We start from the raw sequence: 26,269 nt of genomic DNA on the forward strand, positions 1-26,269 counted from the left end.
GGTGTTCCTGCGGCCGACGGTGTCGACGCCGCTAGAGTCGGCCGATGCGTGATCATTTCTGGAGCTTCTATCTGCTCGAGATGTCCCTCCACCGTGCCGGCTACGAGCACTGCCATCTCTATCTGGTGCCCGAACCGAAAGGGATCGAGGCCATTCTGGAGAGTGTCTACGATCCGGCCGACGACTGGCGCACACCCATGCCGGAGTACGGCGAGACCGTGGCCGCGTGGGTGGTGCAGAAGGGTGTGCTGACCGATGGCATCGACCTGCGTCCGCACCTCGCCGGTCACCAGGACGGCGCACGGCGGACGTTCGCGGAGATCGCCGAGTGCAACGGCGCCGTGGAGCAGAGCCCGGTGACGGACATCCGGATCGATCGGACCTCCATCGCCGCGGCGCTGCCCGCGCTCTCTGAGCCGGTCGCCGGCTCGGACGCCGGTGCGGAGGAGCCCGAGGACGGCTACCGGTTCCGCCTGGACGGACCGCGCCCTCTGCCCGAGTTGGACAGCTATATCGACACTCTCCTTGAGGATTGGGCGGAGGACGAGGTCGACGAAGAGGAGGACGAGGAGTACTTCGCCCCCGGCCTCGAGTACGGGGAGAACGTCCTGACCTGATCGGCGAGCCGGAGCCGTGAGTGCGCGCGTGGAGATCGCCCTTCCCGCTCGGCCGTGGCGAGGCCGGTCAGACGTGGCCCTGGCCGTGCCAGGACCGCCAGAGGGCGGCGTAGGAGCCGTCCCGGGCGATCAGGTCGTGGTGGCCGCCGAGCTCGATTATCCGGCCGTCCTCCACGACGGCGACGCGGTCGGCGTCGTGGGCGGTGTGCAGCCGGTGCGCGATGGCCACGACCGTACGGCCGTCGAGCACCGCCGACAGGCTGCGTTCGAGGTGCCGGGCGGCGCGCGGGTCCAGCAGCGAGGTCGCCTCGTCCAGCACCAGCGTGTGGGGATCGGCCAGGACGAGACGGGCGAGCGCGAGCTGCTGCGCCTGGGCCGGTGACAGCGCCGTGTTGCCGGTGCCGACCTCGGTGTCCAGCATCGCGCGCGCCCACGACGCGTCCACCGCGTCGAGTGCCCGCGCCAGCTCCTCGTCGGTCGCGTCCGGCCGGGCCAGCACCAGGTTGTCGCGCACCGTACCCCGGAACACGTGGTGCTCCTGGGTGACCAGGGCGACGTTGCGGCGCAGGTCCTCCAGCGGCAGGTCGACCAGCGGCACCCCGCCGACGGTGACCGCCCCGGTGCGGGGCCGCAGCACGCCGGCGAGCAGACGGCCGAGGGTGGACTTGCCCGCGCCGCTCGGCCCCACCATGGCGAGCCGTTCTCCGGGTCGCAGGCGCAGGTCGACCCCGTGCAGCACGTCCTGGCCGTCCCGGTAGGAGTACCGGACCGCGTCGACCGCCATCCGCTCGCCGTCGGGCCGCTCGTCGCTCGGCACGCGGTCCGCCGGCACCTCGGAGACGCCCAGCAGCCGGGCCAGGGACGCGCCGCCGACCTGCAGCTCGTCGACCCAGGACAGGAACCGGTCGAGCGGGTCGATGAGCTGCTGGACGTACAGCGTGGCGGCGGTGACCTGGGCGAGCGACGCCAGGCCATGGAGGTAGAAGAGCCCGCCGATCAGCAGCGTCGCCGCGACCGGGAGCACGTAGCCGATCTCCACCAGCGGGAACCACACCAGGCGCAGCCCGAGGGTGTACCGCTCGGCCTTCCACGCGCCGGCGAGGTCGGCGTCGGTCCGCGCGACGCGGCGGCCCTCCAGGCGAAGCGCCTCGATGGTGCGCGCGCCGTCGACCGTCTCGGTGAGCCCGGAGGTCACGCCGCCCCACGCCTCGTTCTCCCAGAGGTACCCGCCGCGGGCCCGTTTGAGATACCACCGGGTGCCGCACCACAGCAGCGGCACCCCGACGAGGCACGGCAGCGCCAGCAGCGGCCCGACGAGGACCAGCGCGCCCACCGCGAACGCGCCGGTGACCATCGCGATCAGCGTCTCGGGCACGGCGTGCCGCACCGTACGGGCGAGGGCGTCGACGTCGCGTGCCGTACGGGTGACCAGGTCGCCGGTACCGGCCCGCTCGACCGTGGACAGCGGCAGCTCCAGGACCCGGTCGACGAACTCCTCGCGCAGTCGCGCCAGGACCTTCTCGCCCAGCCGCGCGGACATGAACACGGCGTACCGCAGCAGCACGCCCTGCGCGACGACGAAGACCAGGATGGCGATCGCGATCCGGTCGACCGTCACGTGCGAGGACCCGTCCCGTACGTTCTGCACGAGCTCACCGAGGAGGCGCGGGGCGACCAGCCCGGCGATCGCGGCGAGGCCGTGCAGGCCGAGCACGACGGTGAGCTCTCGCGGATAGGCGAGCGTCAGCCGCCGCGCGTACGCCCGCACCTGGGCGGCCGAGGCGACCGGCAGGATCCGCGCGGCCCCTGGCGCGTCGCGCCCCTCGCCCGGCCGCCGGGTCTCCTCGTCGGTCCGGTCACCGCGCTCTTCCGCCGCGACGTCCTTCCCCTGGAGTCTCTCTTCGACGATCTCCGTCGTGACGTCGAGCCCCTCCGGCACGATCATGGCTCCTCTCGGGTCACGGTGGTGGCGTAGGCGGGCTCGGCGGTGAGCAGGTCGTGGTGGCGGCCCGTCGCCGCGGCCTTGCCGTCCCGGACGAAGATCACCTCGTCCGCGTGGTCGAGGACGAGCGGGCTGGTCGTGCACACGACCGTCGTGCGCCCCTCGCGGTGCCCCCCGAGGCGGCCCGCGATCCTGGCCTCGGTGTGGGCGTCGACCGCCGACGTCGGCTCGACGAGGACGAGGACGTCCGGGTCGGCGACGAGGGCACGGGCGAGCCGGAGCCGCTGCTGCTGGCCGCCGGAGAACTCCCGGCCGCCCTCGGCGACCGCCGAGTGCAGGCCGTCCGGCAGCTCGTCGACGACGTCCTCCGCGCACGCCGTGCGCAGTGCCGCGCGGACGGCCGGCTCCGGCGCGCCGCCGGGGCCGCCGAGCTCGTCCAGCAGCCGCCCGGAGAACAGCCGCGCCTCGTTGTCGGCGACCAGGATCGCCTCGCGCACGGACGGCAGGGACAGCTCCCGCAGGGGGACGCCGCCCCACGTGACCGCCCCGTCGGCGAAGCGGCCGAGCCGGTCCGCGATGGCCTGGGCGTCCTCCGGAGCGGTCGCGGCGATCGCGGTGAGTCGCCCGGGCCGTACGACGACGCCGGACTCCCCGTCGACCAGGTCGCCGCCGGCCGGGGACCGGGTCCCCAGGTCGGGCGGCTCGGGGGTCATCCGGAGGATCCGCACGACCCGGCGCGCGGCGACGTGCGCCTTGGTGAGCTTGTCGGCCGCCTCGGTGAGGGTCCGCAGCGGGTCGACGAGGAAGACCGCGTATCCGTAGAAGGCGACCAGCTCGCCGGTCGTGATCTCGCCGTTCAGGGCGAACCGCGCCCCCGCCCACGTGACCAGCGCGACCAGCAGGCCGGGCAGCAGCACCTGCGCGCCGTCCAGAAGGGACTCGGTGCGCGCGACGCGGACGCCGGCCGCGCGGACCGTCTGGGACTCCTCGCGGTACCGCGCGGCGAACACCTGCTCGCCGCCGATCCCGCGCAGCACGCGCAGCCCCGCGACGATGTCGCCCGCGCGGGTGGCCAGCTCGCCCTGCAGCTCGCGCTGGTGCTGCTGGTACCGGTGCAGCGGGCGCAGCAGCGGGCCCACCACGAAGGCCAGCAGCGGCACTCCGGCCAGCACGATCAGGCCGAGCCGCCAGGAGGTCGTCAGCAGGACCGCGCCCGCCACGCCGATCGAGACGACCGCGCCGCTGCCGCGCCCGAAGATGTCCATCGCCGAGCCGATGTGGGAGATGTCGGCGATCCCGACGCTGACGACCTCGCCGCTCGCGAGCCGATTCGGCAGCGTCGCTCCGAGCCGGGCGGCCTGGCGGGTCGTCACCTGGACCGTGCGGAACGCCGCGCCCAGCCAGTTGACCGTGGAGTAGCGGTGCCGCAGCACGCCGGTGGTCGCCTGGATCACGCCGAGGGCCAGCAGCACGCCGGACCAGGTCACGAGGGCCCCGGCGTCGCGGGAGGTCAGGCCGGCGTCGATCGCCCGGCCGATCACGGCGGGCATGAGGGCCTGGCTGGCCATCCACACCACGCCGGAACCGGCCGCGGCGGTCATCGTGCCGGCCTGGGCACGCGCCGCCCACAGCAGGTAGCGCGCGGGCGACCGGTCGTCGGGCATGCCGGGGTCCGGCACGGGAAATGAGCGCATGGGAACCGCCGATCAGGAGACGGCAGATCCTTCGACGCTACCCAGCGCTCACGATCGGGCGCGACTGATTTTCTCGTCGGCGAAGTGGCACGCGCTCGGGTGGAGCGACCCCGTCGTCCCCCCGTCCGGGCCGCGTGCGGCCCTGATCTCCAGGAGGGGCTCCTCCGTCGCGCAGACGTCCTGCGCCTTCCAGCAGCGCGTACGGAACCGGCAGCCGGACGGCGGGTTCGTCGGGCTCGGCACGTCGCCCTCGAGCACGATCGGGGTCCCGCGCCGCGTCGGGTCGGGCACCGGGACGGCCGACAGCAGCGCCTGCGTGTACGGGTGCGTCGGATGGTCGTAGATCTGCTCCTCGTCGCCGACCTCGACGATCTTCCCGAGGTACATCACCGCGACCCGGTCGGAGATGTGCCGGACGACGGCCAGGTCGTGCGCGATGAAGACGTACGACAGGCCGAACTCCTCCTGCAGCTCGACGAGGAGGTTCATGACCTGCGCCTGGACCGAGACGTCCAGCGCGGACACCGGCTCGTCGCAGATGATCACATCGGGCCGGAGGGCGAGCGCGCGAGCGATGCCGATCCGCTGCCGCTGCCCGCCGGAGAACTGGTGCGGGTAGCGGTTCACGTGGTCGGGGTCGAGGCCGACGATCTCCAGCAGTTCCCGGACGCGGCGGCGCCGCCCGCCGTCGGGGTCGCCGTGGATCGCGAACGGCTCGCCGACGATGTCACCGACGGTCATGCGCGGGTTCAGCGAGGTGTAGGGGTCCTGCAGGACCATCTGCACCCGGCGGCGCAGTCGCCGCAGCTCCGCCTTCGACAGCGCGAAGACGTCGCGGTCCTCGAACCGCACGGTGCCGGAGGTGGGGCGTTCGAGGGCCATGAGCAGCTTGGCGAGGGTGCTCTTGCCGCAGCCGGACTCCCCCACCAGGCCGAGCGTCTCGCCCTTGCGCAGCCCGAAGGAGACCCCGTCGACCGCCCTGACCTGCCCGATCTGGCGTTTGAGCACGACCCCCTGGGTGAGCGGGAAGTGCTTGACCAGGTTCTCGACCTGAAGGATCTCGTCAGCCACCGAGCACCTCCTCCGCGTAGTGACAGGCGCTCCCGTGCCCGGTGCCGGTGACGTCGCGCAGCTCGGGCACCTCGCCGGCGCAGCGCTCCTCCCGCGCCCGCGGGCAGCGCGGATGGAACGCGCAGCCCGAGGGGATCGCGGCCAGGTTCGGCGGCGCGCCCTTGATCGGCGTCAGCGCGCTCTCGCGTACGTCGACGCGCGGCACCGACGCCAGCAGCCCCTCGGTGTACGGGTGCGCGGGCCGGGCGTACAGCTCCTTGACCTCGGCCTGCTCGACCACGCGCCCGGCGTACATCACCACAATGCGGTCGGCGACGTCCGCCACGACGCCCAGGTCGTGCGTGATGAGGATCAGGCCCATCGCCATCTCGTCCTGCAGGTCCCGCAGCAGCTTCATGATCTGCGCCTGCACGGTGACGTCGAGGGCCGTGGTCGGCTCGTCGGCGATGAGCACGTCGGGTTCGAGGGCCAGCGCCATCGCGATCATCACGCGCTGCCGCATGCCGCCGGAGAACTGGTGCGGGTAGTCGGTCGCCCGGGTGGCGGCCGACGGGATCCGCACGCGGTCCATCAGCTCGATCGCCCGCTTCCGGGCGTCGCCGCGGGACACGCTCCGGTGGACCTGCAGCATCTCGGCGATCTGGTCGCCGACCCGGTGCACCGGGTTCAGCGCCGACAGCGCGTCCTGGAAGATCATCGCGAGGTGCGCGCCCCGGTAGGTCCGGCGCTTCTTCTCCGGCAGGCCGAGCAGCTCGGTCCCGCGGAACCGTACGGCGCCCTTGGTGACGTACGCGGGCGGCGTGTCGAGGATGCCCATCACGGCCTGCGCGCTCACGCTCTTGCCGGACCCCGACTCGCCCAGGATCGCGAGCGTCTCGCCCTCCTGGAGCTCGTAGGAGAGCCCGTTGACGGCGTGCACCGTCGATCCGCGCATGCGGAACTCGACGTGCAGATCCTCGACCTGGAGCAGCGGTGTCCCCGGAACGGGGTCGGGTGTGTTCATCAGCGCAGTTTCGGGTCCAGGGCGTCGCGAACGGCGTCGCCGAGCAGCAGGAAGCTCAGTACAGTCGCCGTCAGGAGTATCGCGGGATAGATGAGCAGGTAGGGATAATCGGTGAACAGCTCCTGGGCCTGGCTCAGCTGCAGCCCCCACGAGACGGTCGGATACCCCAGGCCCACGCCCAGATAGTCGAGCGTCGCCTCGTAACCGATGACCACGCCCACGTTCAGCATGGCGTAGACGAAGACGGGTGCGATGGCGTTCGGCAGGATGTGCCGGGCCATGATCCTCACGTCGCCGGCACCGAGCATCCGGGCCGCCTGAACGTAGTCCGCGTCGCGGACCGCCAGGACCTGCCCGCGCATCAGCCGGGTCATCGTCGGCCACCACAGCACGCCCAGCACCAGCGACATCGTCCACACACCGTGGTCGGGGAACGCCGTCAGGATCACCAGCGCGCCGAGGACTAGAGGCAGCCCGAAGACGATGTCGGTGATCCGGGAGATCAGCGCGTCGAGCCAGCGCCCGAAGTACCCGGAGAGCGAGCCGAGCACGATCGCCAGAGTGAGCGCGATCCCGGTCACGACGAACCCGACGATCATCGGGGCGCGGGCGCCGTGCACGACCTGGGCCCAGTAGTCGCAGCCGTGCGTGTCGTACCCGAACGGGTGGCCGTCGGCCGCGAACGGGTTCCACGACGACGGTCCGTGCTTGGCCAGCTTCACGTCGCACCGGTCGTTGGACCCACGGTCGGTGAACAGCGCCGGGAACGCCGCCATCAGGCCCATCGCCAGGAGGATCACGACCGACACCCAGAAGATCACGCGTCGCCGCAGCTCGCGCCACGCGTCACTCCACAGCGACGCGGACGCGCCGACGACCTCCGATCCGGTCTGGGCGACCGCGAGCGTGTCCGTCGTCTCACTCATACCGGATCCTCGGGTCCAGAGCGCCGTACAGGATGTCGACGACCAGGTTGGCCGCCAGGTAGACCAGGACCAGGAAGGTCGTGATCCCGACGACCGTCGGCCCGTCCTTGACCTGGATCGCCAGGAAGATCTGCTGGCCGATGCCGGGCAGGTTGAAGATGCCCTCGATGACGATCGCCCCGGCCAGGAGGTTCCCCAGGTCGATCCCGAGGAAGGTCACCACGGGGATCAGCGAGTTGCGCAGGGTGTGCCGCACGACGATCCGCCGGCGCGGCAACCCTTTGGCGAGGGCGGTCCGAACGTAGTCGGCCCGCATGTTCTCGATCAGGCTGGTGCGGGTGAGCCGGGCGATGTACGCCAGGCTCAGCGAGCCGAGGATCATGCCGGGCAGCAGGTAGCTGTACGGCCAGCCGTCGTCGATGCCGACGGTCGGGAACCACCCGAGCTTGAGCCCGAAGACCAGCTGCGCGGAGTAGCCGAGCACGAAGGCCGGGACCGCGATGACGAACGTCGTGCCGCTGAGCACCAGCGAGTCGACGATCCCGCCCTTACGCAGCCCCGCCCACACGCCGAGGGAGATCCCCACGACCAGCTCGAAGATCCACGCGGTGAGGGCGAGCTGCACCGTCACCGTCCAGCTCGAGGCCATGAGGCTCGAGACGGACTGGCCGTTGAGCGTCTCGCCGAAGTCACCGCGGAAGAGCCCGAACAGGTACCGGCCGTACTGCGCGATCAGCGGCTCGTCCAGGTGGTAGTGGTGCCGGAGCGCCTGGTAGACCGACGGCGGCATGGGCTTGTCGCCGCCCAGGACCCGGATCGGGTCACCGGGCAGCGCGAACACCAGCACGTAGATCAGGAAGGTCGTGCCCAGGACGACCGGCACCATCTGCAGCAGGCGCCGGAGAACGAAACGCCACACGCTACTTGACCGTCACCTTGTCCAGCCGCAGCAGAGGCATCGTGTACGGATCGACGGAGACGCCCGAGATCCGGTTGGAGTAACCGGCCTGGTCCCGCCAGTTCCACAGCGGGGTGAGCGGCATGTCCTTCAGCACGACGTCCTCGGCCTGCTGGTAGTACTGCTGTGCCTGCTGCGGGTCACCGGCGGCGTTCCCCTTCTTGATCAGGTCGAGGCAGGCCGCACCGTCGTAGCCGGAGCGGATCGGCGGCGTGCAGCGCGGGGTGAGGTAGTCCTCCGCGCTCGGGTAGTCCATGATCCAGTTGCTGCGGTACGGGCCGGTCGCCTTGTGGTCGCTCAGCTTGGTCAGGTAGTCCGACACCTGGACCTTGTCGAAGACGATGTCCTTGATGCCGAGGTTCTGCTTGAGCTGGTTGGCGATGTCCGTCATCCACTGCTCGTACGTCGAGTCGGCGTTGGAGAACATCAGGTGCAGCGTGCCGTCGAAGCCGCCCGCCTTGGTGAACAGCTGCTTGGCCGCCTGCGGGTTGTACGTGCACGCCTGGCCGCAGGCGTTCTCCCGGTAGCCGGGGACGATCGGCGCGAGCAGCGACCCGACCGGCTTGAACGCGCCGTTGTAGACGGAGTCCACGATCGACTGCCGGTCGATGGCCATCGAGATGGCCCTGCGCAGGTCCGGGTTGGCGAACGCCTTGTCGTACAGCGGGAACTCGAGGAAGTCCATCGTGCCGCTCGGCACGCTCAGGAAGCGCTTGGCAAGCACCCGCTTGGCCTGCGGGACCTTGGCCGCCGGGATCTGGCTGTCGAAGTCGACCTTCCCGGCCTGCAGGTCGGTGTACGCGGCGTCACGGCCGGCGTAGATCTTGAAGGTGAGCCCGTCGGCGTGGGCGGGTCGCGGCCCCTTGTAGCCCGGGAACTTCTTGAGCTTGATCTGCCGGTTGTGCTCCCAGGCGCCGTCCAGCATGAACGGCCCGTTGCCGATCGGCTTCTGCTCGAACCCCTTGAGGTCGCTCAGCGCCGCCTTGGGCAGCGGCGCGGTGCCGGCGAAGGACAGCACCAGCGGCAGCTGGCTGAACGGCCGGGAGAGCGTGATCTGGAGGGTGTGGTCGTCGACGACCTTCAGCCCGCGGAGCTTGTCGGCCTTGGGCTTGGCCTTCTCGTCCGACGGGTTCATGTCGTCGTAACCGTCGATGGTGGCGAAGTAGGCGTTGTTGCCCCAGCCGTTGGGGCCGTACGCGGCCTGGTTCCACGCGTCGGCGTAGCTCTGCGCGGTGACCGGCTCGCCGTTATGGAACGTGAGCCCCGGCTTGATCTTGGCGGTCCAGACCTTCTGGTCCGTGGAGGTGAGGGACTCGGCCTCCTGCGGCACGGGCTTGCCCGTCGGATCGAGCGCCATGAGCCGGTCGAACAGCGCCTCGTCGACGTTGAGGCCCTGACCGTCGTTGGTGTTGCCCGGCGTGAGGTGCTCCGGCTCGGTGATGGCGAAGCTGAAGGACTTGTCCTTGGCGCCGCCGGATCCGCCACCGCCGCAGGCGGAGGCCGCGAGCGCCACCGCGGTCAGGGAGACGAGCCAGCGGCTCTTTTTCACGGTCATCGGGCCGTCCACCTCCGGAGTCGTACAGGGAACGGCCCTAGCGTGGGGCAATACGGCCCGGCGTCGGTAGATCTTTACGTCAACCGTTTTGATATTGAAATATACCTACCAACGATCGCGGGGCGCGGGGTCCGACCGGCGGCGACCGCGACCGTACGGCTCGTGATCGAGCCGCAGGCCCCTGCCGGGCCGCATCCGCGACTGCGAGGATCACCGCGCGGCGCGGACCACCCGACCGCTCTTTCCAAGATCATTTCCCTACCGGAGCCGGTCCACACATGAGAACGCTCAGAGCCCTGCTGTCTACCGCCACGGTCGCCGCCGCCCGGCTGTCCGCCGCCGCGGACGCCACGGCCCGCCGCCCCCTCCACCACAGCCCCCGAGAGCGTTTGCTCTGCTCACTTCGAGTATGCACTTGGAACGACCAATGCCGACTCGAAGTAAGCAGAGCAAACACCCGCGGAAGGTTGGGCAGAGTGCGGTGGTACGGCCGACGGAGCGTGGCGGTGCCGCACCGGTCCATCCACATTCCGGTCCGTGCGGCCACGAGGCAGGCTCCGGACGCTCGAGAATCGGCACCATGAGACTTCGACGCATCGACGACGAGCCCCACCTCACCCTCTTCCCGATCTCGGGGCTCGTCCGGCGCGGCCGGCGTATCGCGCGGATGAGCCAGCGGGAGATGGCACGGCTCGCCAAGGTCTCGCCGGCGCTCGTCGGCAGGATCGAGAGTGGCAACCGCACGCCGAGCCTTGAGGTGTTACAACGACTACTGGGGGTGGCCGGCCTCTTCCTCGTCGCGGTCGACATGAACGGGTACATCGTTCAGCCGCTAGAGGAGTACCACGAGGCGGACGGGCGGGGCGTCAGGGACGGCGCCGGACGACGTTATCCGGCGCATCTGGATCTGATCGTCGACCCGGTGCCCGGCGAATGGTGGGGCGACATCTACGGCCTTCAGCGTCCGCCCGAGACGTTCCACCGTCGTAGCCGCAAGGCGCGCGAGGCACAGCGCCGCCGCAGTCAGGAATCGGTCCGGGGCTTCCGGAAGGGCACCTGGTGACAGATCACGGCCCGGGAGGAAGGGGGGACGTACCTTCCTCCCGGGCCGTGAAGTCCGGGGTGCCGCCCGCTCAGCCGCGGACGGACTTGAGCAGGTCGGCGTTGAGACGGGAGATCGTCTCGAACGGGATGCCCTTCGGGCAGACCGCGGTGCACTCACCGGTGTTCGTGCAGCCGCCGAAGCCCTCGGCGTCCATCTGGTCCACCATCGCGGTGACGCGGTCGTACCGCTCCGGCTGGCCCTGCGGCAGCAGGCCCAGGTGGGTGATCTTCGCGGCGGTGAACAGCATCGCGGAGGCGTTCGGGCAGGCCGCCACGCACGCGCCGCAGCCGATGCAGGTCGCGGCGTCGAACGCGTCGTTCGCGTCGTCCTTCGGGACCGGGAGGGCCGCCGCCTCGGGCGCCGAGCCGGTCGGGGCGCTGATGTAGCCGCCGGCCTGGATGATCCGGTCGAACGCCGACCGGTCCACCACCAGGTCCTTGATGACCGGGAACGCCCGCGCCCGCCACGGCTCGATCGTGATGACGTCGCCGTCCTCGAACTTCCGCATGTGCAGCTGGCAGGTGGTCGTCGCCTTCTCCGGGCCGTGCGGCGTACCGTCGATCACCAGCGAGCACATGCCGCAGATGCCCTCGCGGCAGTCGTGGTCGAACGCGACCGGGTCCTCGCCCTCCAGGATCAGCCGCTCGTTGAGGACGTCGAGCATCTCCAGGAACGACATGTCCGGCGAGACGCCGTCGAGCTCGTACGAGGCCATCCGGCCCTCGTCGGCGGCGTTCTTCTGCCGCCAGATCTTCAGCGTGAGCTTCATTATTTGTACGACCTCTGGGTCATCTTCACGTACTCGTACTCGAGGTTCTCCTTGTGGAGGACGGGCGCGCCGCCCGTGTACTCCCACGCCGCCACGTAGGCGAACCTCTCGTCGTCGCGGAGCGCCTCGCCGTCCGGGGTCTGTGACTCGGCGCGGAAGTGGCCGCCGGCGGACTCCTCGCGGTGCAGGGCGTCGATGCACATCAGCTCGGCCAGCTCGAAGAAGTCGGCGATGCGGCCGGCCTTCTCCAGGTTCTGGTTGAGCTCCTCGTTCTCGCCGGGGACCTTGACGCGGGTCCAGAACTCCTGCCGGAGCTCGCGGATCCGGTCGATGGCCTTGCGCAGGCCGGCGTCGGTGCGCTCCATCCCGCAGTACTCCCACATGACCGCGCCGAGCTCGCGGTGGAAGGAGTCGGGGGTGCGGTCGCCGTCGATCGACAGCAGCTTCTCGATGCGGTCCGTCACCGACTCGCGGGCCTCGGCGACGGCCTCGTGGTCGTCGCCGATCTTCTCGAAGGGGCCCTTGGCGAGGTAGTCGCTGATGGTGTTCGGCAGCACGAAGTAGCCGTCGGCCAGGCCCTGCATCAGCGCGGAGGCGCCGAGGCGGTTCGCGCCGTGGTCGGAGAAGTTCGCCTCACCGATCACGAACAGGCCCGGGATGGTCGACTGCAGGTCGTAGTCGACCCACAGGCCGCCCATCGTGTAGTGCACCGCCGGGTAGATGCGCATCGGCACCTCGAACGGGTCCTCGCCGGTGATGCGCTCGTACATCTCGAAGAGGTTGCCGTACTTCGCGGCGACGGCCTCCCGGCCCAGCCGCGAGATCGCGTCGGCGAAGTCCAGGTAGACGCCCAGGCCGCCGGGGCCGACGCCGCGGCCCTCGTCGCAGACGTTCTTGGCGGCGCGGGAGGCGATGTCGCGCGGCACCAGGTTGCCGAAGGACGGGTAGATGCGCTCGAGGTAGTAGTCGCGCTCGTCCTCGGGGATGTCGCCCGGCTTCCGGCTGTCGCCCTTCTTCACCGGCACCCAGACCCGGCCGTCGTTGCGCAGCGACTCCGACATCAGGGTCAGCTTCGACTGGTGCTCGCCGCTCTGCGGGATGCAGGTCGGGTGGATCTGCGTGTAGCAGGGGTTGGCGAACAGCGCGCCCTTGCGGTGCGCCCGCCAGGTCGCGGTGACGTTGCAGCCCTTGGCGTTGGTCGACAGGAAGAAGACGTTGCCGTACCCGCCGGAGGCCAGCACGACCGCGTCGGCGGTGTGCGTCTCGATCTCGCCGGTGACCATGTCGCGGGCGATGATGCCGCGCGCCACGCCGTCGACCATGATCAGCTCGAGCATCTCGTGCCGGGCGAACATCTCCACGGTGCCGGCCGCGACCTGCCGCTCGAGGGCCTGGTACGCGCCGAGCAGCAGCTGCTGGCCCGTCTGGCCGCGGGCGTAGAAGGTCCGGGAGACCTGCACGCCGCCGAACGACCGGGTGTCCAGCAGGCCGCCGTAGTCGCGGGCGAACGGCACGCCCTGCGCCACGCACTGGTCGATGATCTCGACGCTGACCTGGGCGAGGCGGTAGACGTTCGACTCGCGGGAGCGGTAATCGCCGCCCTTGACCGTGTCGTAGAAGAGGCGCTGGATGCTGTCGCCGTCGTTGCGGTAGTTCTTGGCCGCGTTGATGCCGCCCTGCGCCGCGATGCTGTGCGCGCGCCGGGGGCTGTCCTGGTAGCAGAACGACTTGACGTGGTAGCCCAGCTCGCCGAGCGTCGCGGCGGCCGAGCCGCCCGCCAGGCCGGTGCCCACCACGATGACCGACATCTTCCGGCGGTTGGCCGGGTTGACCAGTTTGCCGCCGAAGCGGCGCTTGTCCCAGCGCTCCTCGATCGGGCCGGCGGGCGCCCTGTCGTCCTCGATCGAGGTGCCTTCGGTGAACAGTTCGCTCATGGCTACTTCACCACTCCGATCGTGACCATGACGGGAACGGACACGAAGCCGATCACCAGCAGCGCCGCGATGACGTCGGCGGCCAGGCGGACGGCGGGGTACCGGCCCCGGCGGCCCCAGCCGAGCGTCTGCACGGCGCTGAACAGGCCGTGGCGCAGGTGGAGGCCGACCAGGACGACGGCGACGACGTAGAAGAGCGAGATGTACCAGCGGGAGGGGTCGAAGTCCGCGACGACCTTGTCGTACGCCCCGGCGTTCCCGCCCTTCGGGTTGACCGCGCCGAAGGTCAGGTCCAGCAGGTGCCAGATGACGAAGAGCAGGATGACGATCCCGCCGTACCGCATGACGTGCGTGGCGTAGCGGTTCTCATGCGCCTTCGGCCGCGCGGCGTACCGGACGGGGCGGGCCCGGCGGGCCTGGCGGGCCAGGGAGACCGCCGCCCACATGTGCAGGATCACGGCGACGACGAGGACCGCTTCCAGGATGGTCAGGAAGACGCGGTGCGGGATCGCGGGTTCGCCGATCGTGCGCAGCCAGTGGGAGTAGTGGTCGAAGTCCTGGCGGCCCAGGAAGACCTTGAGGTTGCCGATCGCGTGGGCGATGAGGAAGAGGACGAGGACGGCGCCGGTCACCGCCATGACGGCCTTCTTGCCGACGGACGAGCGGTACCGCTTGAGCGGACCGCCGGCCGTCGACGGGGCCTTCGGGCGGGAGCGGGTGGCCACCGGCGTGGATCGAGTCACGGACGACACAAGCCGGAAGGTATGTCCGATTCGATCGTGCGGTCCAAGACATGATGACGCTCGTTTCCATAGCCGTAGGCTATGAAGCGTGCAGCTACAGCAGCTTTCGTACTTCGTCGCGGTGGCCGAGGTGAGGCACTTCACACAAGCGGCGGAAACTCTGCGCGTCGCCCAGCCGTCCCTGTCCAAGCAGATCAGGACCCTGGAGGCGGAGCTGGGCGCCCCCCTGTTCAGCCGCGCCCGCGGCAACATCACGCTGACTCCGGCCGGCGAGGCGCTGCTGCCGCTCGCGCGGCGCATCCTCGCCGACGTCGAGACGGCCCGCCGGGAGGTGCAGGACCTGACGGGGCTGCGGCGCGGGCGGGTACGGCTGGGCGCGACCCCGTCACTGTTCGCCGGGCTGCTCGCCGACGCGCTGATGCGCTTCCGCACCCGCTACCCCGGGATCGAGCTCCGCGTCGAGGAGGGCGGCTCCCGCGACCTCGTACGGGACCTCGCGCGCGGGCAGCTGGACCTGGCCCTGATCATCCTGCCGCTGCAGAGCACGGACCCGGCCCTGGAGACGACGCCGATCCTGGCCGAGGACCTCGTCGTCGTCTCGTCGCACGCGGACGCTCCGAAGCGCTCCCCGCTGCGGATCGAGGACCTGCGGTCGCGGCCGCTGGTGATGTTCCGCCGCGGGTACGACCTGCGGGAGGCGACGCAGGCGGCCTGCCGGCAGGCGGGGTTCGAGCCGCGGTTCGCCGTCGAGGGCGGGGAGATGGACGCGGTGCTGCGGTTCGTCGAGGCCGGTCTCGGCGCGGCCGTCGTACCCTCGATGGTCCTCGCCGGGCGGCCCGGCCTCGTGGGCACTCCGCTGGCCCCGCCGGGGCTGCAGCGCACGATCGCGCTGGCCCACCGCAAGGACGTCGACCCGACGCACGCCGCGCGGGCGTTCCGCGAGACGCTGCTCGGCTTCCTGCTCGACGCCGAGGCCGGCGACGCGCTGCCGCCGGGCGTCCAGCGGCTCGACTAACGGCCCGTCCGTACGCTCAAGGGCTCGTCCGTACGCTCGTCATCTCGATCCACGGCTCGCCCGTACGCTCGTCATCTGATCACTTCGACGTGCGGGGCGAACTCGCGAAGCGCCCGGATGAGGCGGCGCCGGCCGATCCGCCAGCCGCCGAGGCGGGTGGAGACCAGGCGCGGGAGATCCTCGTCCGGCGGCGCGTACCCGAGCAGCGCCACGGCGCCATGGCCGGTGGAGCCGCCTTCGGCCGCGTGGAACTCGATCGCCGCGACGTCGTCCCAGGAGAACCACTCGCCCTTGGCGCGGTTGCCGGAGGGGCACCAGTAGACGCCGTCGCGCGCGATGGCGAACGCCACCCGGCCCCGTACGACACGGCGCAGGTAGACGATCGCGAGCGCGAAGAGGGCGATGCCCGCGAGCGGCATCACGCAGCGGGCCCCGAAGTTGATCCAGTCGCCGACGCCCGGATGGACGGCCGGCCGCCAGCGCTCGTTCGCCGGGCGCCGCAGCTCGACGATGAGGAACCCGGCGACGAGGGCCGCGCCCACGAGGGTGGGGACGAGCGGGCTCCACCACGCGTAGCGCACGACGTACGCGCCCTGGCCGAAGCTCGACCGCGTGCGCTGACCCGTCGACCCGCGTGACCGCTGTCCCATGCGACGATCCTAGCCTCGGGAGTCACAAACGGACACTAGCGCAGCAACCACTCATTAGATACCGTAGTTCGCATATGTCGATTTTCGGCACATTAGGCGCATAATTAGCCCTGTTACTCGTCAGTAAGTGGGCAGTTTCACATTGCGTGTTCGCGCCTCGTATCTTGCTCGTGACAACTCCCTAATAACGTAGTGCGCCCGCAGAGGAGAGGCTGGAGTATAAGCGGCCCTCCCAGGCGATGTGCCTTCGATGGAGACTCCGGATGACGCAGACGACGGTTGACGCGCCGGCCAAGGATCGGGCCCAGATCCCGGCGCGCACCCTACGAACGGATCGCTACTGGACCAGCCCGCTGACCACGTTCATCGTGTTCACGGCCTGGGTGATCTACGCGACCGTACGCTCGATGATGGGCAGCAGCTTTTGGGTCGAGAAGTACCACTACCTGACGCCGTTCTACTCGCCGTGCGTCAGCAAGGCGTGCCCCGCGGGTGCCGCGGACTTCGGCAGGTTCGTCCCTGACCACCTGCCGTTCTTCATCCCGTACGCCTTGATCTCGCTGCCGTTCCTGCTCGGGTTCCGGCTGACCTGCTATTACTACCGCAAGTCGTACTACCGGGCGTTCTGGCTCACGCCGTCGGCGTGCGCGGTCCCGGACAAGAGCCCGGCCCGCAAGACCCCGGGCGCCTACTCCGGCGAGACGCGCCTGCCGCTCATCCTGCAGAACGCCCACCGTTACTTCTGGGTGATCGCCGCGCTGATCTCCATCGTCAACACCTGGGACGCGATCAACGCCTTCCACGGCAAGGACGGCGGCTTCGGCATCGGGCTCGGCACCATCATCCTGTGGGTCAACGTGATCCTGCTGTGGGCCTACACCCTGTCCTGCCACTCGTGCCGGCACGTCATGGGCGGGCGCCTGAAGAACTTCTCCAAGCACCCCGTCCGCTACTGGCTCTGGACGCAGATCAGCAGGCTGAACACCCGGCACGGGCAGTTCGCCCTGATCACGCTCGGCACGCTCGCGCTGGCCGACGCGTACGTCGCGCTCGTGGCGCACGGATCATTCTCCGACCTGCGGATCTTCAACTAAGGACGACCACAAGTGACTGACATCGAGAGGCTGCAGTACGACGTCGTCGTCATCGGCGCCGGCGGCGCCGGGCTGCGCGCCGCGATCGAGGCGCGGCTGCAGGGCAAGAAGACCGCGATCATCTCCAAGTCGCTGTTCGGCAAGGCCCACACGGTCATGGCCGAGGGCGGCGCCGCGGCGGCCATGGGCAACGCCAACCCGAACGACAACTGGCAGGTCCACTACCGCGACACCATGCGCGGCGGGAAGTTCCTCAACAACTGGCGGATGGCCGAGCTGCACGCCAAGGAGGCCCCCGACCGCATCTGGGAGCTGGAGGCCTGGGGCGCGCTGTTCGACCGCACCAAGGAAGGCAAGATCAGCCAGCGCAACTTCGGCGGGCACGAGTACCCGCGCCTGGCGCACGTCGGCGACCGTACCGGCCTGGAGCTGATCCGCACCTGCCAGCAGAAGATCGTCGCCCTCCAGCAGGAGGACCACCGGGAGCTCGGCGACTACGACGCCCGGCTCAAGGTCTTCGCCGAGACGACCGTCACCCGGCTCCTCAAGGACGAGGAGGGCCGGATCTGCGGCGCGTTCGCCTACATCCGCGAGACCGGCAAATTCGTGGTCTTCGAGGCGCCCGCCGTGGTGCTGGCCACCGGCGGCATCGGCAAGTCCTTCAAGGTGACCTCCAACTCCTGGGAGTACACCGGGGACGGCCACGCCCTCGCCCTGCTCGCCGGGGCGTCGCTGATCAACATGGAGTTCGTGCAGTTCCACCCGACCGGCATGGTCTGGCCGCCGTCGGTCAAGGGCATCCTCGTCACCGAGTCCGTTCGCGGCGACGGCGGGGTGCTGAAGAACTCCGACGGCAAGCGGTTCATGTTCGAGTACATCCCCGACGTCTTCAAGGACAAGTACGCGACGTCGGAGGAAGAGGGCGACCGCTGGTACGAGGACCCGGACAACAACCGGCGCCCGCCCGAGCTGCTGCCCCGTGACGAGGTCGCCCGCGCGATCAACTCCGAGGTGAAGGCCGGCCGCGGATCCCCGCACGGCGGCGTCTTCCTCGACATCGCCTCCCGGCTCAAGCCCGAACAGATCGTCAAGCGGCTGCCGTCGATGCACCACCAGTTCAAGGAGCTGGCCGACGTCGACATCACGGCCGAGCCCATGGAGGTCGGGCCGACCTGCCACTACGTCATGGGCGGCGTCGAGGTCGACCCCGACACCGGCGCCGCGCTCGTACCCGGCCTGTTCGCGGCCGGCGAGGTCTCCGGCGGCATGCACGGGTCCAACCGCCTCGGCGGCAACTCCCTGTCCGACCTGCTCGTCTTCGGACGCCGGGCCGGCCTGGGCGCCTCCGAGTACGCCTCCGCGACCACCGTGTCGGTGCCCGACTCCGAGGTCGAGGCCGCGATCGCCGAGGCCCTCGAGCCGTACGAGCGGGAGACCGGGGAGAACCCCTACGCGGTCCACCAGGAGCTCCAGCAGACCATGAACGACCTCGTCGGCATCATCCGCCGCGAGGACGAGCTCGAGCAGGCCATCGAGGCTCTCGGCAAGCTCCGCGAGCGGGTGAACAACGTCGCGGTCGCGCCCTCGGCCGGCGCGACGGTCACGGAGGGGCAGGGTCCCGCCTACCACCCCGGCTGGCACCTCGCCCTCGACCTGCGCAACATGCTGATCGTCTCGGAATGCGTCGCCCGCGCCGCCCTCGAACGCCAGGAGAGCCGCGGCGGCCACACTCGCGACGACTACCCGAAGATGTCCGCCGACTGGCGCAAGCTCAACCTCGTGTGCCGCCTCACCGACGGCTCCGTCGAGCTCAAGCGCCAGGACATGGAGCCGATGCGCGAGGACCTCCTCTCGCTCTTCGAACTCGACGAGCTGAAGAAGTACCTGACCGAGGGCGAGCTCCCCGCTGAGGAGAAGAACTGAGATGGGCTACAAGGCGAAGTTCCGGGTCTGGCGCGGCGACGCCGGCGAGGGCGAGCTCAAGGACTACACCGTCGAGGTCAACGAGGGCGAGGTCGTCCTCGACGTCATCCACCGGCTGCAGGCCACCGAGGCGCCCGACCTGGCCGTCCGCTGGAACTGCAAGGCCGGCAAGTGCGGCTCCTGTTCCGCGGAGATCAACGGCCGGCCGCGGCTGCTGTGCATGACGCGGATGTCGACGTTCACCGAGGACGAGACCGTCACGGTCACGCCGATGCGCACGTTCCCCGTCATCCGCGACCTGGTCACCGACGTCTCGTACAACTACGAGAAGGCCCGCGAGATCCCCGCCTTCGACGGCGGCGAGGTCGAGCCCGGCGAGTTCCGGATGCAGCAGGTGGACGTCGAGCGCTCGCAGGAGTTCCGCAAGTGCATCGAATGCTTCCTGTGCAACAACACCTGCCACGTGATCCGCGACCACGAGGAGAACAAGGAGCACTTCTCCGGCCCGCGCTTCCTCATGCGCGTCGCGGAGCTGGAGATGCACCCGGCCGACGTCGCCGACCGCCGGCAGATCGCCCAGGACGACTTCGGGCTCGGCTACTGCAACATCACCAAGTGCTGCACCGAGGTCTGCCCCGAGCACATCAAGATCACCGATAACGCGCTCATTCCCATGAAGGAGCGCGTCGTGGGGCGCCGCTACGACCCCCTGGTCTGGCTCGGCTCCAAGATCGGCGTCGTGAAGCGCACCAAGGAGACACCGAAGGCCTGATCGACCGATCCTCACCGCGCCCCGGCCCCGTCGGCCGGGGCGCGGCCGTTTGCGGGCATGCTGTCGGAGGCCGTCTTGGGGGCGGTCGAGTGACCGGATGAAGCGGACAAACGGGATCAGCACGGCCTGGTCATGTGAACTGAGACCGTCGGCGCTCTAGCCTTTGACAGGTGGAAGCCGAGGAGACCGAGATGCCCAACACCCCCGACGATCCCGGGCACCGCCCCCCACCCCCGCGCCAGGGCGACCCCCAGCCCTACCAGGGCGATCCTCAGCCGTACCAAGGCCCTCCTCAGCCACCCGGCGGACAACCGCCGTACGGCGCCTACGCGCCACCCCCCAACCAGCCCCCGCCTCCGGCCGGCCCCTGGCAAGGCCCGCCGCCCGGCTTTGATCCGGCTGCTTCACATGCCCAGCCGGGGGCACCTGCCCCCCAGCCCCGCTCCACCGGCACGGGCTTCATGGGCGCGCTGCTGGACTTCAACTTCGACCACATGGTCACGCCCAGGCTGATCAAAGTGATCTACATCGCCGCGTTCCTCCTCGTCAGCCTGACTTCGCTCTTCCTGCTGCTGGTCGGCCTGTGGGCGCTTCAGTTCAACTGGGGCAAGTACTTCGGCATATTCCTGGTCCCAGCCGCCCCTTTGCTCTGGTTGTTCGAAATCGTCGGCGTACGCATCACCCTTGAGTTCGCGATCAACCAGTTCAAGATCACCGAGCATCTGAAGGCGCTACGAGAACGGGAGGAGCTGCGCTGATCACTGTTTCTCTCCGTGGCGAGGGCGTTAGGCTCTCGGAGGCACCTACTGACGGGGCGAGGAACGGGTAGTGGCGGGCACCGAAGGGCCGTCCGAGACACGGCGCGAAGAGTTCGAGACGCGCCGGGACACCGTTCCGTCCCAGGGCGATCCGGCCGGCCTCACCCGTCGTGATGGCGGCGCGCCCGGCCCGTCGCTCGTCCGGCTTCCCGCCGACCTCGCCGACCGCTTCACCGTTCTCGGCGAGCTCCCCGCTCAGGGGGCCGAATCCGACCTGCTGCACGTCCGCGACGCGGCGGGCACGGAGCTCGTCGTCAAGATCTTCCGGCGAGGCTTCACGGCCGACCGTTCGGTGTGGCGGGAACTGCCGACGCTCGACTCCCCGCATGTCGTACGCATCATCGAGACCGGGCACGCGGAGGGCCGCGACTACGAGGTCATCGAGTACGTCCCGGCGGGCAACCTGCGGGTGCTCGGCGCCCAACTGCCCCCGACCCTCGTCGCCGAGGTCGTCGCGCAGCTCGCGGCCGGGCTGGACCGGCTGCACGCGGTCGGGATCGTGCACCGTGACCTGAAGCCGGAGAACGTCCTGGTCCGCGGGACCACTCCTCTCCGTCTCGCCATCACCGACTTCGGCCTGAGCCGAGTGATCGAGCAGAGCGTCGTGTTCGCGTCCTCGTCACGCACTCTCGCGTACGCCGCGCCGGAGTCGCTGTCCGGCCAGGTCTCCCCCGCCCGCGACTGGTGGTCGCTCGGCATCATCGCGCGTGAGCTGCTGACCGGCCGCACTCCGTTCGCGGGCATGAGCGAGACGGCGGTCGTCGACCATCTCGCGACCCGCACCATCGACTGCGACGACATCGCCGATCCGCGGATGCGCCTGCTCTGTCAGGGCCTGCTGACCCGGGACCCGCGTCGGCGCTGGGGTGGCGAAGAGGTCAGGCAGTGGCTCGACGGGGCGAGCCCCGCGGTGGCGGCGCCGACGCCGCCCGCCACGTCGCCGCTCACCGCGGGCACCTCTGCGGGTTCGCTGGCCTTCGGCGGCCGGACGTACACCGACCGCGGCGAGCTGGCGCGCGCGCTGCTCGCCGACTGGGAGTCCGCGGCGCGTTACTTCTTCGGGACGATGTACACCCCTGTCGGTCCGAGTGAGGCGTGGCAGGCGCTCCGCGGCTGGCTGAACGGCTTCGACGACGATCCGGAAGGCCGCATCCGCCTCATCGACGAACACCTGACCGGCGACCACTCGCCCGACGTCAAGCTGCTGTACCTACTGCGCCGACTGGATCCCACCCTCGAGCCCCACTTCCTCGGGCTGCGCCTGCTCCGCGACGACCTCCCGGTCCTCGCGGCGATCGTCGACGATCCGCAGCATCCGGACCACCGCACGGCGGCGAGCGCGGCCCGGGCGCTGTGGGAGCATCGACTGCTCCCCGTCCTGGCCGGTTTCGCCGGTACCGACGAGCTGACCGCCATCGACCATCGCTGGCGGGGACTGGTGACGTCCTGGAACCGGCAGGCCGAGTGGCTGCGTTCCCAGCTCCCCCGATCGGCCGGCCGCCTTCCCGACGCCGGGGCGAGGGGCCTGGACGAACCTCCGGTCGTGCTGGCCACCCTGCTCGCCCTCGCCGGCCGTCCCGAACAGGCGCGGGAATCGCTGACCACAGCGGCCGGTCGTGCCCGCGACTCGGTACGGGAACCGGTCCCCTGGTTCTCCTGGCTCTCCGACCAGACGGGTGACGATCCTCTCCGGCTGTTCGCGCTCGTGCGTACGGCGCCGGACGCGGTCCTGGAGGTCGAGACAGCAGCTCGCCAGAGATACGAGTCCGAACAACGAGCCGCCGAGGGACATCGGCGCTGGGAGGAGCGCGAACGGCATCGGCTGTCCGGACGCCGGGCAGCCGTGATCCGCGCCGTCCTGTGGACCCTCCCGCTGGCCGTCCTCTGGATCGGCGGTAGTTGGGTGATCCTGAGCATTGTCCGGCTGGCGTCTTCGGAACGAGGCAGCCAGGCGGTCGGCACTTCCGCCTTCACCGCGCCATTTCTCGTGATCGGTGCCATTGCCTGGGCCGTCGATGCTGGATCCGAAGTCTTTCTCGCGTCAAAGCTAGGCGCCGACTACACGGCCTCCGGACCATGGTCTGGGCTGGCAAAAATCTTCGGTTCGACGAGTCGGGTATTGTCCGGTGCTTCTCAGGCGGTGTCTCAGAGGAGCCGGAGAACCGGCAACCGCGGCTGCGGACTCGCGGTTCTGCTCTGCGTCCTGCCTCTCCTCATGCTTCTCATTCTGATCCCCGCGTTGATCGCCGTCTCGTGGCTGCTCTGGCTGGCGGTGCTGGTCCTGGTGCCGCTCGGTCACATCGTCGTGACGGGTGTACGGATGCAACGCTGGCGACAAGCACATGAACGGGCCCGGGAACAGGCTGTAGGAGGACGACTGTGAGCAGCGGTGTCGAGGCGGACATCGCCCTGGACGCGGCGGTGATCGCGTCTCTCGGGCTCGTGCGGGTCATGGGGGGTGCGGCCGGCCTGGCGGCGGCCGGAGCGGGCGCGCTCGCCGCTCTCGCGGAGGGGCGTGCCGAAGTGCGGGCGCAAGAGCTGCAGGAGGCGCAGGAGCTGGAGAAGGCGGTGGGCGAGGCGCTGGACCGGACCGCCCGGATCGCCGCGCTGGCGCAGGCGGCCCGCCGCCATGGCGTGGCCGTCGAGCTCCCTGTTCCCGTGGAGTTCTCCGGCCGCTCCGCCGAGGAGCTCGCCGCGTGGATCACCGAGGCCGACACGCGGATCGCGGTGGCTGAGGAGTCCCTAACGGAGGCGATCGCCGAAGCGGCCACCGGGCGTATCTTCGACGCCGTCTCGACGTCGATCCGGGCGAAACCGGCGGACGGCCGCTCCGCGGCCGCCCCTCCTCCCACGGCGTCCCCGGCCGACCTCACCCGTCTCCTCAGACGACTGGCACCGGACGCCACCGACGAGGATCGGCGGGCCGTCACCGAGGCCGCGGAACAGGCCGCGAACGCGTCCACCGCGTCAGAGGCCGAAGGACGACTCACCGAGGTCCGCATTCGTATCCAGGAGGCCAACGAACGGGCCCGTGAACACCGTGACGGCAGGGCCGCCGCCCTGCGGTTCCTCCGGGAGCTGGAGGCGCATCCGGCCGCGGAAGACGTACGAGTCCGGCTCCGCGAGGTCGCGGACGGCGTGCGTCGTTTCGACGAGGAGCTGCGGGCCGAGGCCGTTCGTCTCGTCGAGGACGTTCAGCGGCAGGCCGAGCAGGAGTACGTCGCCACGGTGCTGCGGGAAGCGTTCGGCGCGCTGGGCTACGAGGTCGGCGACGGCTTCGAGACGCTCACCGCTCAGGACGGCGAAGCGGTGCTCACGCGAGGCGACTGGCCGCAGCACGCCGTCAAGGTCCGTGTCGACGACGCACGGCAGGTACGGATGGCGTTGCTGCGCACCGAACCGGCGGAGAGCGACGAGCAGCGTCGTCTCGACGTCGAACGGGAGGAGCAGTGGTGCGCCTCGTTCGACGAGGCGCGCCGGCATCTGGCCGAGGCGGGCATCAGCGCCGACGTACGCTGGCGGATCGAACCGGGGACGCAGCGTCTGCCCGTGGCACAGCGTCAGCGGTCAAGCCGGCAGCAGAACGAACGCCGTCGCGAACTCGGCAAGTGACCGAGGCGCCCACTCGGTCACCTGCCGTACGGCTCAGGCCTGGCCGCGCTTGGCGCGGGCGCGGGTGCGCTCGCGTTCCTTCGAGTCGAGGATGACCTTGCGGAGGCGGATCGCGTTCGGGGTGAGTTCGACGCACTCGTCGTCCGCGACGAACTCCAGTGCGGCCTCCAGGCTGAGGACGCGCGGCGGGGTGAGCCGCTCGAACGTCTCCGCCGTCGAGGACCGGATGTTCGTCTTCTGCTTCTCCTTGGTGATGTTGACGTCCATGTCGTCGGCGCGGGAGTTCTCACCGACGATCATGCCTTCGTACACCTCGGTGCCGGGCTCGACGAAGAGGGAGCCGCGCTCCTGCAGGTTGAACATGGCGTACGCGGTGGCGGCGCCGGCGCGGTCGGAGACCAGCGAGCCGGTCGGGCGGGTGCGCAGCTCGCCGAACCAGGGCTCGTAGCCCTCGAAGACCTGGTGCGCGATGCCCGTGCCACGGGTCTCGGTGAGGAACTCGGTGCGGAATCCGATCAGGCCACGAGCCGGGACGATGAACTCCATCCGGATCCAGCCGGTGCCGTGGTTGGTCATCTGCTCCATGCGGCCCTTACGGACGGCGAGCAGCTGGGTGATCGCGCCGAGGTACTCCTCCGGGGCGTCGACGGTGAGGTGCTCGACGGGCTCGTGCAGCTTTCCGTCGATCTCCCTGGTGACGACGCGGGGCTTGCCGATGGTGAGCTCGTAGCCCTCCCGGCGCATGGTCTCGACCAGGATGGCCAGCGCGAGCTCGCCGCGCCCCTGGACCTCCCAGGAGTCGGGGCGGTCGGTCGGCAGCACGCGGATGGAGACGTTGCCGATGAGCTCGCGGTCGAGCCGGTCCTTGACCAGCCGGGCGGTGACCTTGGTGCCCTTCTCGCGGCCGGCCAGCGGGCCGGTGTTCGTGCCGAGGGTCATCGAGATGGCCGGCTCGTCGACCGTGATGAACGGGAGCGGCCGCGGGTCGTCCGGGTCGGCGAGCGTGTCCCCGATCATGATGTCCGGGATGCCGGCGATGGCGATGATGTCGCCCGGACCGGCCTGCTCGGCCGCCTTGCGCTCGAGCGCCTCCGTCATGAGCAGCTCGGTGATCTTGACGCGCTCGATGGTGCCGTCGTGCTTGCACCAGGCGACCTGCTGCCCCTTCTTGATCGTCCCGGCGTGCACCCGGCACAGCGCGATACGGCCGAGGTAGGAGCTGGCGTCGAGGTTGGTCACGTGCGCCTGCAGCGGCGTGTTCGGGTCGTACGACGGCGCGGGGATCGTCTCCCGGATGACCTGGAACAGCGGCTCGAGGTCCTCGGCGTCCGGCAGGCCGCCGTCCTCCGGCTTGTTGAGGCTGGCCCGCCCGGCCTTCGCCGAGGCGTACACGATCGGGAAGTCGATCTGGTCCTCGGACGCGTCGAGGTCCATGAACAGCTCGTACGTCTCGTCGACCACTTCGGAGATGCGGGCGTCCGGCCGGTCGACCTTGTTGACCACGAGGATGACCGGCAGCTTGGCGGCGAGGGCCTTGCGCAGGACGAACCGGGTCTGCGGCAGCGGCCCCTCTGAGGCGTCGACGAGGAGGACCACGCCGTCGACCATCGACAGGCCGCGCTCGACCTCGCCGCCGAAGTCGGCGTGGCCCGGGGTGTCGATGATGTTGATCGTCATGCCGCCGTGCAGCACGGCGGTGTTCTTCGCGAGAATGGTGATGCCCTTCTCGCGTTCGAGGTCGTTGGAGTCCATGACCCGCTCATCGACGTCCTGGTTCTCACGGAACGCGCCGGACTGCCAGAGCATGGCGTCAACGAGCGTCGTCTTACCGTGGTCGACGTGAGCGACGATCGCAACGTTACGGAGATCGTCCCGAGTGGCGATGGGCATGCGTGCGGGTCTCGCTTCGTGGTGTGGGAGTCGCCGCGGGATCCGCGCGGCGTCATCCAGTTTACTCGGCTCGCGGAGGACACCGATCGCGCCGCCGTCCGGCCCGTTTCCGGCCCACATGCCATGGCAACCGAATCAGGGGCCGCCGCGTCAAATCATGGGTGGGACGCCTCGATCC

Annotated in this window: 21 protein-coding genes; 9 read left to right on the forward strand and 12 right to left on the reverse strand. The window is 70.1% G+C overall.

The features are described from left to right. Positions 1-44 precede the first annotated feature (44 nt). On the forward strand, positions 45-617 hold the full coding sequence (locus ACYVF7_RS50725; protein WP_460354073.1) for a hypothetical protein: 573 nt from the start codon (positions 45-47) through the stop codon (positions 615-617). A gap of 67 nt (positions 618-684) precedes the next feature. Here the strand turns inward: ACYVF7_RS50725 and ACYVF7_RS50730 are convergent, their stop codons facing one another. The 7 genes from ACYVF7_RS50730 to ACYVF7_RS50760 are packed head-to-tail and all read right to left on the reverse strand — an operon-like array spanning position 685 to position 9,766. Next, a complete protein-coding gene (locus tag ACYVF7_RS50730) occupies positions 685-2,562 on the reverse strand; it encodes an ABC transporter ATP-binding protein (RefSeq protein ID WP_460354076.1) in 1,878 nt (625 codons plus the stop codon). Then, the gene (locus tag ACYVF7_RS50735) at positions 2,559-4,253 is read right to left on the reverse strand and encodes an ABC transporter ATP-binding protein (RefSeq protein ID WP_460354078.1); all 1,695 of its coding nucleotides are present in this window, start codon (positions 4,251-4,253) and stop codon (positions 2,559-2,561) included. The genes ACYVF7_RS50730 and ACYVF7_RS50735 overlap by 4 nt, the downstream gene beginning before the upstream one ends. Before the next feature lie 48 nt (positions 4,254-4,301). Continuing rightward, positions 4,302-5,324, reverse strand: a complete 1,023-nt coding sequence (locus tag ACYVF7_RS50740) for an ABC transporter ATP-binding protein (protein WP_460354081.1) — start codon at positions 5,322-5,324, stop codon at positions 4,302-4,304. Beyond that, complete coding sequence (locus ACYVF7_RS50745) at positions 5,317-6,327, reverse strand: ABC transporter ATP-binding protein (RefSeq protein ID WP_460354084.1); 1,011 nt, start codon at positions 6,325-6,327, stop codon at positions 5,317-5,319. Before ACYVF7_RS50745 ends, ACYVF7_RS50740 begins: the two co-directional genes overlap by 8 nt. After that, complete coding sequence (locus ACYVF7_RS50750; RefSeq protein ID WP_360880579.1) at positions 6,327-7,253, reverse strand: ABC transporter permease; 927 nt, start codon at positions 7,251-7,253, stop codon at positions 6,327-6,329. Before ACYVF7_RS50750 ends, ACYVF7_RS50745 begins: the two co-directional genes overlap by 1 nt. After that, positions 7,246-8,172 (reverse strand): ABC transporter permease, encoded by a 927-nt coding sequence (locus ACYVF7_RS50755; protein ID WP_460354087.1) that lies wholly within the window; start codon positions 8,170-8,172, stop codon positions 7,246-7,248. Before ACYVF7_RS50755 ends, ACYVF7_RS50750 begins: the two co-directional genes overlap by 8 nt. Before the next feature lies 1 nt (position 8,173). Further along, entirely contained in the window at positions 8,174-9,766 is a 1,593-nt protein-coding gene (locus tag ACYVF7_RS50760) for a peptide ABC transporter substrate-binding protein (protein ID WP_460354090.1), read from the reverse strand. 580 nt (positions 9,767-10,346) lie between these two features. Between ACYVF7_RS50760 and ACYVF7_RS50765 the strand changes: the two genes are divergently transcribed. Next, a complete protein-coding gene (locus tag ACYVF7_RS50765; protein WP_460354093.1) occupies positions 10,347-10,829 on the forward strand; it encodes a helix-turn-helix domain-containing protein in 483 nt (160 codons plus the stop codon). A 70-nt stretch (positions 10,830-10,899) separates the two neighbouring features. Here the strand turns inward: ACYVF7_RS50765 and ACYVF7_RS50770 are convergent, their stop codons facing one another. From ACYVF7_RS50770 to ACYVF7_RS50780, 3 genes are read right to left on the reverse strand one after another with little or no spacing between them, the layout of a single operon-like run. After that, positions 10,900-11,640, reverse strand: a complete 741-nt coding sequence (locus ACYVF7_RS50770; protein ID WP_460354095.1) for a succinate dehydrogenase/fumarate reductase iron-sulfur subunit — start codon at positions 11,638-11,640, stop codon at positions 10,900-10,902. Then, positions 11,640-13,574, reverse strand: coding sequence for a fumarate reductase/succinate dehydrogenase flavoprotein subunit (locus ACYVF7_RS50775; RefSeq protein WP_460354097.1), 1,935 nt, complete (start codon positions 13,572-13,574; stop codon positions 11,640-11,642). The genes ACYVF7_RS50770 and ACYVF7_RS50775 overlap by 1 nt, the downstream gene beginning before the upstream one ends. Before the next feature lie 2 nt (positions 13,575-13,576). Then, a complete protein-coding gene (locus ACYVF7_RS50780) occupies positions 13,577-14,317 on the reverse strand; it encodes a succinate dehydrogenase cytochrome b subunit (protein ID WP_460354099.1) in 741 nt (246 codons plus the stop codon). Between the two features lie 88 nt (positions 14,318-14,405). Between ACYVF7_RS50780 and ACYVF7_RS50785 the strand changes: the two genes are divergently transcribed. Further along, positions 14,406-15,332 (forward strand): LysR substrate-binding domain-containing protein, encoded by a 927-nt coding sequence (locus tag ACYVF7_RS50785; protein WP_460354100.1) that lies wholly within the window; start codon positions 14,406-14,408, stop codon positions 15,330-15,332. A gap of 71 nt (positions 15,333-15,403) precedes the next feature. On the opposite strand, the gene ACYVF7_RS50790 is transcribed toward ACYVF7_RS50785, so the two are convergent. Continuing rightward, a complete protein-coding gene (locus ACYVF7_RS50790; protein WP_460354103.1) occupies positions 15,404-15,982 on the reverse strand; it encodes a hypothetical protein in 579 nt (192 codons plus the stop codon). Between the two features lie 263 nt (positions 15,983-16,245). Here ACYVF7_RS50790 and ACYVF7_RS50795 point away from each other — a divergent pair, with 263 nt between their 5' ends. The 6 genes from ACYVF7_RS50795 (at position 16,246) to ACYVF7_RS50820 (ending at position 24,201) form a co-directional block, all read left to right on the forward strand. Further along, positions 16,246-17,076, forward strand: coding sequence for a hypothetical protein (locus ACYVF7_RS50795; protein WP_460354105.1), 831 nt, complete (start codon positions 16,246-16,248; stop codon positions 17,074-17,076). A 12-nt stretch (positions 17,077-17,088) separates the two neighbouring features. After that, positions 17,089-18,999 (forward strand): fumarate reductase/succinate dehydrogenase flavoprotein subunit, encoded by a 1,911-nt coding sequence (locus ACYVF7_RS50800; RefSeq protein ID WP_460354107.1) that lies wholly within the window; start codon positions 17,089-17,091, stop codon positions 18,997-18,999. A 1-nt stretch (position 19,000) separates the two neighbouring features. Next, positions 19,001-19,771 carry a succinate dehydrogenase/fumarate reductase iron-sulfur subunit gene (locus ACYVF7_RS50805; RefSeq protein ID WP_360880545.1) on the forward strand — a complete coding sequence of 257 codons (771 nt, stop codon included), beginning with the start codon at positions 19,001-19,003 and terminating at the stop codon, positions 19,769-19,771. Positions 19,772-19,941: 170 nt separating this feature from the next. After that, positions 19,942-20,529 (forward strand): DUF4282 domain-containing protein, encoded by a 588-nt coding sequence (locus tag ACYVF7_RS50810; RefSeq protein ID WP_460354109.1) that lies wholly within the window; start codon positions 19,942-19,944, stop codon positions 20,527-20,529. Between the two features lie 70 nt (positions 20,530-20,599). Continuing rightward, positions 20,600-22,972 carry a protein kinase domain-containing protein gene (locus ACYVF7_RS50815; RefSeq protein WP_460354112.1) on the forward strand — a complete coding sequence of 791 codons (2,373 nt, stop codon included), beginning with the start codon at positions 20,600-20,602 and terminating at the stop codon, positions 22,970-22,972. Further along, positions 22,969-24,201 (forward strand): response regulator receiver protein, encoded by a 1,233-nt coding sequence (locus tag ACYVF7_RS50820; RefSeq protein ID WP_460354115.1) that lies wholly within the window; start codon positions 22,969-22,971, stop codon positions 24,199-24,201. Before ACYVF7_RS50815 ends, ACYVF7_RS50820 begins: the two co-directional genes overlap by 4 nt. A gap of 33 nt (positions 24,202-24,234) precedes the next feature. Here the strand turns inward: ACYVF7_RS50820 and typA are convergent, their stop codons facing one another. Continuing rightward, positions 24,235-26,091 (reverse strand): translational GTPase TypA, encoded by a 1,857-nt coding sequence (gene typA, locus ACYVF7_RS50825; RefSeq protein WP_460354117.1) that lies wholly within the window; start codon positions 26,089-26,091, stop codon positions 24,235-24,237. Between the last annotated feature and the right edge of the window lie 178 nt (positions 26,092-26,269).

This window comes from Actinoallomurus acanthiterrae, from assembly GCF_054775715.1.

What these genes read in the sequence shown, in the direction of transcription:
- ACYVF7_RS50805 (WP_360880545.1), top strand. Translation starts at nt 19,001, where the DNA reads ATGGGCTACAAGGCGAAGTTCCGGGTCTGGCGCGGCGACGCCGGCGAG.
- ACYVF7_RS50770 (WP_460354095.1), bottom strand. Translation starts at nt 11,640, where the DNA reads ATGAAGCTCACGCTGAAGATCTGGCGGCAGAAGAACGCCGCCGACGAG.
- typA (WP_460354117.1), bottom strand. Translation starts at nt 26,091, where the DNA reads ATGCCCATCGCCACTCGGGACGATCTCCGTAACGTTGCGATCGTCGCT.
- ACYVF7_RS50795 (WP_460354105.1), top strand. Translation starts at nt 16,246, where the DNA reads ATGACGCAGACGACGGTTGACGCGCCGGCCAAGGATCGGGCCCAGATC.
- ACYVF7_RS50730 (WP_460354076.1), bottom strand. Translation starts at nt 2,562, where the DNA reads ATGATCGTGCCGGAGGGGCTCGACGTCACGACGGAGATCGTCGAAGAG.
- ACYVF7_RS50725 (WP_460354073.1), top strand. Translation starts at nt 45, where the DNA reads ATGCGTGATCATTTCTGGAGCTTCTATCTGCTCGAGATGTCCCTCCAC.
- ACYVF7_RS50790 (WP_460354103.1), bottom strand. Translation starts at nt 15,982, where the DNA reads ATGGGACAGCGGTCACGCGGGTCGACGGGTCAGCGCACGCGGTCGAGC.
- ACYVF7_RS50735 (WP_460354078.1), bottom strand. Translation starts at nt 4,253, where the DNA reads ATGCGCTCATTTCCCGTGCCGGACCCCGGCATGCCCGACGACCGGTCG.
- ACYVF7_RS50775 (WP_460354097.1), bottom strand. Translation starts at nt 13,574, where the DNA reads ATGAGCGAACTGTTCACCGAAGGCACCTCGATCGAGGACGACAGGGCG.
- ACYVF7_RS50750 (WP_360880579.1), bottom strand. Translation starts at nt 7,253, where the DNA reads ATGAGTGAGACGACGGACACGCTCGCGGTCGCCCAGACCGGATCGGAG.
- ACYVF7_RS50760 (WP_460354090.1), bottom strand. Translation starts at nt 9,766, where the DNA reads ATGACCGTGAAAAAGAGCCGCTGGCTCGTCTCCCTGACCGCGGTGGCG.
- ACYVF7_RS50745 (WP_460354084.1), bottom strand. Translation starts at nt 6,327, where the DNA reads ATGAACACACCCGACCCCGTTCCGGGGACACCGCTGCTCCAGGTCGAG.
- ACYVF7_RS50765 (WP_460354093.1), top strand. Translation starts at nt 10,347, where the DNA reads ATGAGACTTCGACGCATCGACGACGAGCCCCACCTCACCCTCTTCCCG.